Raw genomic sequence first — 6,532 nt, forward strand, 5'->3', positions numbered from 1 at the left:
AAAAAATGAGTGTAATAATTTTTTTGAGCTAACTATAGAAGCAGGAATTAGTAGGAGAAACTGAGAATTTTTGCTATGGGTTTGGAGACCAAACCCCTACATTAATTATAGGAAGATAAAACCGAAAAATATTTACTCTAGTACCCCCCTTTCTAAGGCTATGCTTTACCCATAAGTCTTGAAAGGGTTGTGCTGCAGGTTTTTAAGGACAGTAGCAAAGAAGGAGATGATGGTGTGAGTATGGACTATTAAACAAAAATATTGGACCATTTTACAGGTATCAAATTTGTATTGAGAAGAGCTTGGGGTGAAAAATAAAAAAATGGTATAATTTCAGAAGTAAGGTTGTGGAGGTAACTATGCGATCGTGGGTTGAAGAAGAACTAGGTAATGCTGATTTGGGAGATGCACGTCTTAACAAACGTTTCAGGGCGATCGTAGAAAATTTATCCGCCCGTCCAGGGGCAAGTGTACCAGAAGCCAGTGGGGATTGGGCTAGTACCAAAGCTACCTATAATTTTGGGGATTGCGATCGTATTGATGCAGAAGATATTAGAGCCTCTCACCACCAACAAGCCTTCCAAAGAGCCAGAGACAATAAAATAGTGCTGGCGATTCAAGATACAACAGATTTAGACTTTACTAATCATCGTAAAACGAAAGGCTTAGGACCAACTTCAAGTCAACCTTACACTCAGGGATTAAAAGTCCATTCAGTATTAGGAGCAACTACAACAGGAGTACCATTAGGATTATTTAATCAACAGGTGTGGGCGAGAAATCAGGAGGAATTTGGTAAACCAAAAGACCGAAAACGAAGTATTTGGCAAAAAGAGAGCCAGAAGTGGCTGAGTTCATTGACGGCAACAGAATTAGGCATCGATCAACAAACAACAGTGATTACAGTTGCTGACACAGAAGCAGATATTTATGAACTATTTGTTCAAGAGCGTCAAAGAAATTCAGAGTTATTAATTCGAGCAGCTCAAAACCGAAAACTCAAACAGGAGGCAGGATATCTATTTTCCGCCATGGCGGAAACTGTTAGGGCGGGCTATCTACAAGTTGAAATCAATAGATGTGTAGAGCGTCCGACACGAACAGCTAATCTGAGCTTATGTTTTAACAGTTTAATACTGCAACCACCAAAGCATCATCCTCAACGTAGAGAGTTACCAGATGTCAAACTCAACGTAGTTAAAGCCTGGGAAGAAAATCCCCCAGAAGGAGTGCCTCCTATACATTGGTTGCTGCTGACTACAGTAGCAGTCACTTCATTGTCAGAGGCAATTGAATGTGTACAATGGTACAGCCGTCGTTGGTTAATTGAGCGTTATCATTATGTACTCAAGAGTGGTTGCAATCTGGAAAAACTACAATTAGAAACAGCAGCACGATTGGAAAAAGCCCTGGCAACTTATAGCATAGTTGCTTGGCGACTCCTGTGGCTGACTTATGAAGCCAGAGCGAATCCTGATGTCCCCTGCGATCTAGTTTTGCCAATTCATGTATGGCAGGTACTTTACTGTAGCATAAATGCTACTACCACGCTCCCAGAAAAACCTCCTAGTTTATCCATTGCAGTACAATGGATTGCTCAACTAGGGGGATTTCTAGCTCGAAAACATGATGCTTTACTCTTGTGTTAAGGTGATTTGGCAGGGGCTACGTCGATTGAGTGATATGGCAGCAACTTGGCAGTTGGCAACCATACACAAATGCTTTTAACTCCAGTTCAAGAGGGGAACTAAGAGAAAATCGGAGATTACCCTGGGTTCGGTGTTTCTACTTCAGGTTAGGTTGAGTGATAAAAGAGCTTCAAAATTTTTCCGACCATCTGTGGCATCTAGGTAGATTGCCTCATAATAGTTCTACGATCGCCTAAATTCTTCTTCCGTTATGAAAATTACTCAAAATTATAGCCCGAGTATTTATTTTTATTGCAGCACAACCCTTTCAAGACTTATGGGTAAAGCATAGCCCTAAAAGGGAAGGGGGAAATTAGTGATTTATATTATGTTCGGATAATGAGTTATAAAAAAGTATTAGTTTGTAGTTGGGCTTTAGCCCGCTAAATCTGTATCATATGAAATCCAGTTATACAGTTATCGCATTTGCTACTCACTATTAAGACAGACCTGACTCGGTATAATCTTATTTTTATTACTTTTAAATGCATAACTTTTAAATGCATGACTTTCTTTGTTATAGGATAACTAATTACCCGGATTCTATATCAGTTGCTCAAGCCAAATAAAAAGCCTAATTATAAGTATTCAACCGAACATAATATTATTTGTGAGTCAAATACAGTATTTAATCTTGAGAAAAATCCCCCCCTTCCCTCGCAGGAAAGGGCGCTAAATGGTTAGGTCTTTCTTTTAATAAAAGTTGACTATAATCATCCAAATTATTCTCAATATCTCTAACAATTCCCACCAGGAGTATTTGATAGTATAAACTCACCGAGTGATAATAAGGCAGAAAAGCTATACAGGAGTTATACCAATTACCAAATGAACTGTTTTAATGGCTATAAACACCATTTCTCAATGCTTTAGCCAACTCATCATCATTCTCTCGCAAACCTTCATAGAAAAATAACACCTCTCCATTAATACCTACAGAGCGGTTATAGGCGATCGCCTCCAACAAATAATCCACAGTAATACGATAAGAGCCTACTTTGATTAAAATTCCTGGAAATACTTTGCTCAACTGACTTCCAGTCAACTGTTGCTTTACTAACTGTTGCGCAATAGTTTTGTAACTAGAAAAGTCACGACGATAAAGTTGAGGATGAATAAGATCGACAATTTCTCGGTTTATCCAACTGGGATAGTCTTGTAAATATTCATTGAAACTCCACTTATAAAAACTGGGAGCCATTGAAACCAAAATATTAGGTTTAACTGCTTTGACTTCTCCGTATAAACGAGCCAAAAAATCTGTCAGAATATCCGCTCGCCATTGCAACCACTTTTGATGTTTATGATTTTGGGGAGGATGACAAGAAAACTGCTGACGATAACGCGCTATAGTTTTCGGATCATAACCACCTTCTGAGGGAAATGCTGGCATTCGGTCATCTCCCTGAATACCATCAATGTCATAATTGATCGCAACTTCCAAGACCAGATCCAGCAAAAAATTCTGTACCTCTTCATCCAAAGCATTCATCCACTCAAAACCATTTTTCACCAATAAATTCCCTCTACAGTCAGTAGCTCTCCATTCCGGTTTTTTGCTCAGAAGCAACCCTCCATTTTGTTGGTAGGAACTGACAAACCCATATTCAAACCAAGGAATAACTTTCAAACCCACTCGCTTTGCTTCTGTGATGACTTCTGCTAGGGGATCGCGACCTTTGTATAGGGGGTCTATCTCTCGACCAAAAGTTTTTCGCATCAGTTGACTAGGGTAGAGAGTAAATGCTTTATTCCAAACCACAGGAAATACAACGTTAAACCCCGTTTCTACAAGAAAACCCATTGCTGAAGCAATTTTGTCTCTAGAATGGAGAATTTTACTATCAACATTTGTCAGCCAGATACCCCGTAATTCCATAATTATCTAAGATTATTGATTATTTTGCTCTGAAAAAACTTTTCCGTTTGTCATGCTCTGCAAACGAATTGGATATTATTCGATCGCAAAAGCTAATTTTATTAATAAAAATTTAATAATTTAATTTTAGCCTAGATACTTTATAATTAAAATACACAGTCTTAAATACAAAAGTTAACAGTTAAGACCCTCTTATACCACTTTGAACAAAGAATGGGATACTGTTGGCGAAATATTACTTAATATTTGAGAGAGGAGAAAAGACCCAATTTTTCAGGATGGTTAGTCCCTCTCTCCCCGTGTAATACTTGGCTTGATAGTCCCTCTCTCACCGTATAATACATGGAAAGAGAGTAGTGAGAAGTGCCAGGGAAAACGCATCTAATTTTTTTGACAAATGACCAAAATTACAATTTGAAAATAGAATATGCGATCGCGAAGCGGACTGGAAGTCTATCGCTTCTCAAATCACCATCAAAAAACACCCAAACTTTCAACCGTCAAAACTATCAAATAAATTTCATAATTAATACTAAAAAAAAACTAATTAAAACTAAATATTAGAGTTTCCGTATTGGATAATTATTCTAGTAATAATAGAAATTTTCAAAAATGAAGCTCCAGCTCAAAAAGAGTATTTATGAGTATTTTAGTAAACTAGAAGACCCGAGGGTAGATAGAACTAAACGTCATAAATTAATTGATATTATTATAATTACGATTTGTGCTGTGATTTGTAGCGCGGATACATGGGTGGATATAGAAGCTTATGGTGAGTCTAAATATGAATGGCTAAAAAGTTTTTTAGAACTTCCTAATGGCATTCCATCTCATGATACATTTGCCCGAGTTTTTGCACGCGCACGACCCAGAACAATTACAGCAATGTTTTTTGTCATGGATTCAGTCGGTAAGTCAAATAACTGATGGCGAAATAATAGCAATTGATGGTAAAACTCTGAGAGGTTCTTATGACCAGAAAAAAACTCAAAAACCCATTCACATGGTAAGTGCTTGGGCTACAGCAAATCGCCTAGTTTTAGGGCTTTTTAAAGTAGATGACAAATCAAACGAAATTACTGCCATTCCTAAACTTCTCAAAGTTTTATCCCTCTGTGGTTGTCTAGTTACTATTGATGCTATGGGATGCCAAAAAGAAATTGTTAAACAAATTACAGAACAACAGGCTGACTATGTAATTACGTTGAAAAAAAATCAAGGTTATTTTTATCAAAGGGTAGAAAAATTGCTGAATAAATTATATAAAAATGAAGAAAAAGAAAGCCGAAAAAGTGATTATTGCAAACCAGAATTAGCTCATGGTCGTCAGGAATGTCGATACTATTATATGGTGAGTAATATTGCTGAACAAGTAGATCCATTTGGGGAATGGAAAAATCTCAAATCAATTGGCGCAAGTTGATTATTTTCGGTCTGAAAAAGATGGAAAAATTACTTGTGAACGAAGATATTATATTAGTAGTAAGCACGAATAATGCCGAACTTTTAGCTGAAGCTATTCGTGGTCATTGGGGGATTGAAAATCAATTAAATTGGGTATTAGATGTTCAATTTCAAGAGGATGATTCTAGAATTAGAACAGATAATTCTCCCGAAAATTTGGCAGTAATTAGACAAATAGCATTGAATTTATTAACAAGCGAAAAAACTGTAAAAACCGGAATAAAAAATAAACGAAAAAGAGCCGGATGGAACAATGATTACCTCCTAAAAATTTTATTCAGCTCATAATAAATTCTGAATGTAAATAAGTAAAAATATCTGGTAATAGAATTTTAGGTGGTGGTGCATAGTAATGGTAGAGAAAGTGTGGAAAGTGTGGGGAGTGTGGGAAGAAATTAAAAAAAATATACATCTTCACCATTACTATGCAGGACTACCGAATTTTATTCTACTGTCAAATAGCAGGAAAATTATTTATTTTAGTTTAATTGTTTAAAAGTGATTGCAGACAGTAATATAGACAATAAAAGTTAAATAATAACCTTGTATATCGTAAGGATTCAGGCGAGAGCGATCGCTTGATGGCTCAAAGTCTGTAACTTCTGAAATCTGCTTGAGAGCTTGACAAAAAATCAAACTAGGGTAAAATCAAGGTATGAGTCAGTCACAGCCACCCCTAACTCCAGAAAGCCTTAACCAGTTGTCAACAGAAGAACTGGTAAAGATAATACTGGCTCAACAGAAAATCATTGAGAACCTCACTCAACAAATAGAAAAATTAAAACTAGCAATTGATTTAGATAGTAATACATCCTCAAAACCACCATCAACTGACCTACTACGAAAGTCAGAAAAAGCTCCAAAATCTGAAGATGCTCCAAGTTCTGAGGAAAAAAAGAGGCTTCCAGGAGGACAACCAGGACATCAGGGAAAAACTCGTCAAGGGTTTAGCAAAATAGACAGAATCGAAATATTGGAACCATATAGCTGTAATAATTGTGGTCAAACAGAATTTTTAGATCAACCTGTAGTAGTAGAAACTCAACAAGTAGCACAACTGGTCTCCAAACCCATTGAGGTAGTAGAGTACCATCGCTACCATTGTCAATGTCACAGATGTGGAGCAGTAACATCAGCTTCTTGGTCTACAGATATGATACCAGGACAAGATTTGGGGGTAAAATTACAAGCCTTTCTGGGATGGTTAGGTAACTATGGACATTTACCCTATGAAAAACAACAAGAAATGTTATGGGAATTGGGGAAGATCAAAATTGGGTTAGGGAGTTTAGTCAATACCAATCAACGGTTGGAGCAGGCAATCAAACCTCATGTAGAAGAATTGTCAAAATGGCTCAAAACAGAACAACCATCAATTCATATAGATGAGACTCCATGGCCAGTCAAAGGGGTGAAAGAATGGCTGTGGGTATTTACAAATCAAGTTAGTGCTCAATATGTAATGATAGAAGAGTAAAAGTTACTGTTGTCCATCTATGCC

The 6,532-nt window shown here is 37.0% G+C and carries 5 protein-coding genes and 2 pseudogenes; 5 read left to right on the plus strand and 2 right to left on the minus strand.

What is annotated here, in order from left to right:
• Window positions 1–359: 359 nt before the first annotated feature.
• Window positions 360–1,728, plus strand: a pseudogene (locus tag ACP6PM_RS07440) (IS4 family transposase).
• Window positions 1,729–2,526: 798 nt separating this feature from the next.
• Here the strand turns inward: ACP6PM_RS07440 and ACP6PM_RS07445 are convergent.
• Window positions 2,527–3,567: a glycoside hydrolase family 10-like protein gene (locus ACP6PM_RS07445; protein WP_426583259.1), complete on the minus strand. Its 1,041-nt coding sequence runs from the start codon at window positions 3,565–3,567 to the stop codon at window positions 2,527–2,529.
• Between the two features lie 612 nt (window positions 3,568–4,179).
• Between ACP6PM_RS07445 and ACP6PM_RS07450 the strand changes: the two genes are divergently transcribed.
• The 3 genes from ACP6PM_RS07450 to ACP6PM_RS07460 are packed head-to-tail and all read left to right on the plus strand — an operon-like array spanning window position 4,180 to window position 5,319.
• Complete coding sequence (locus tag ACP6PM_RS07450; RefSeq protein ID WP_426583261.1) at window positions 4,180–4,494, plus strand: ISAs1 family transposase; 315 nt, start codon at window positions 4,180–4,182, stop codon at window positions 4,492–4,494.
• Window positions 4,460–4,990: an ISAs1 family transposase gene (locus ACP6PM_RS07455; RefSeq protein ID WP_426583263.1), complete on the plus strand. Its 531-nt coding sequence runs from the start codon at window positions 4,460–4,462 to the stop codon at window positions 4,988–4,990. The genes ACP6PM_RS07450 and ACP6PM_RS07455 overlap by 35 nt, the downstream gene beginning before the upstream one ends.
• A gap of 20 nt (window positions 4,991–5,010) precedes the next feature.
• Window positions 5,011–5,319, plus strand: a complete 309-nt coding sequence (locus ACP6PM_RS07460) for an ISAs1 family transposase (protein ID WP_426583265.1) — start codon at window positions 5,011–5,013, stop codon at window positions 5,317–5,319.
• Window positions 5,320–5,523: 204 nt separating this feature from the next.
• On the opposite strand, the gene ACP6PM_RS07465 is transcribed toward ACP6PM_RS07460, so the two are convergent.
• Entirely contained in the window at window positions 5,524–5,667 is a 144-nt protein-coding gene (locus ACP6PM_RS07465; RefSeq protein WP_426583266.1) for a hypothetical protein, read from the minus strand.
• A gap of 19 nt (window positions 5,668–5,686) precedes the next feature.
• Here ACP6PM_RS07465 and ACP6PM_RS07470 point away from each other — a divergent pair.
• Window positions 5,687–6,478, plus strand: a pseudogene (locus tag ACP6PM_RS07470) (IS66 family transposase); the annotation flags it as partial.
• Window positions 6,479–6,532: the final 54 nt, after the last annotated feature.

Source organism: Dapis brunnea BLCC-M229 (genome assembly GCF_050015995.1).
GTDB lineage: Bacteria > Cyanobacteriota > Cyanobacteriia > Cyanobacteriales > Microcoleaceae > Trichodesmium.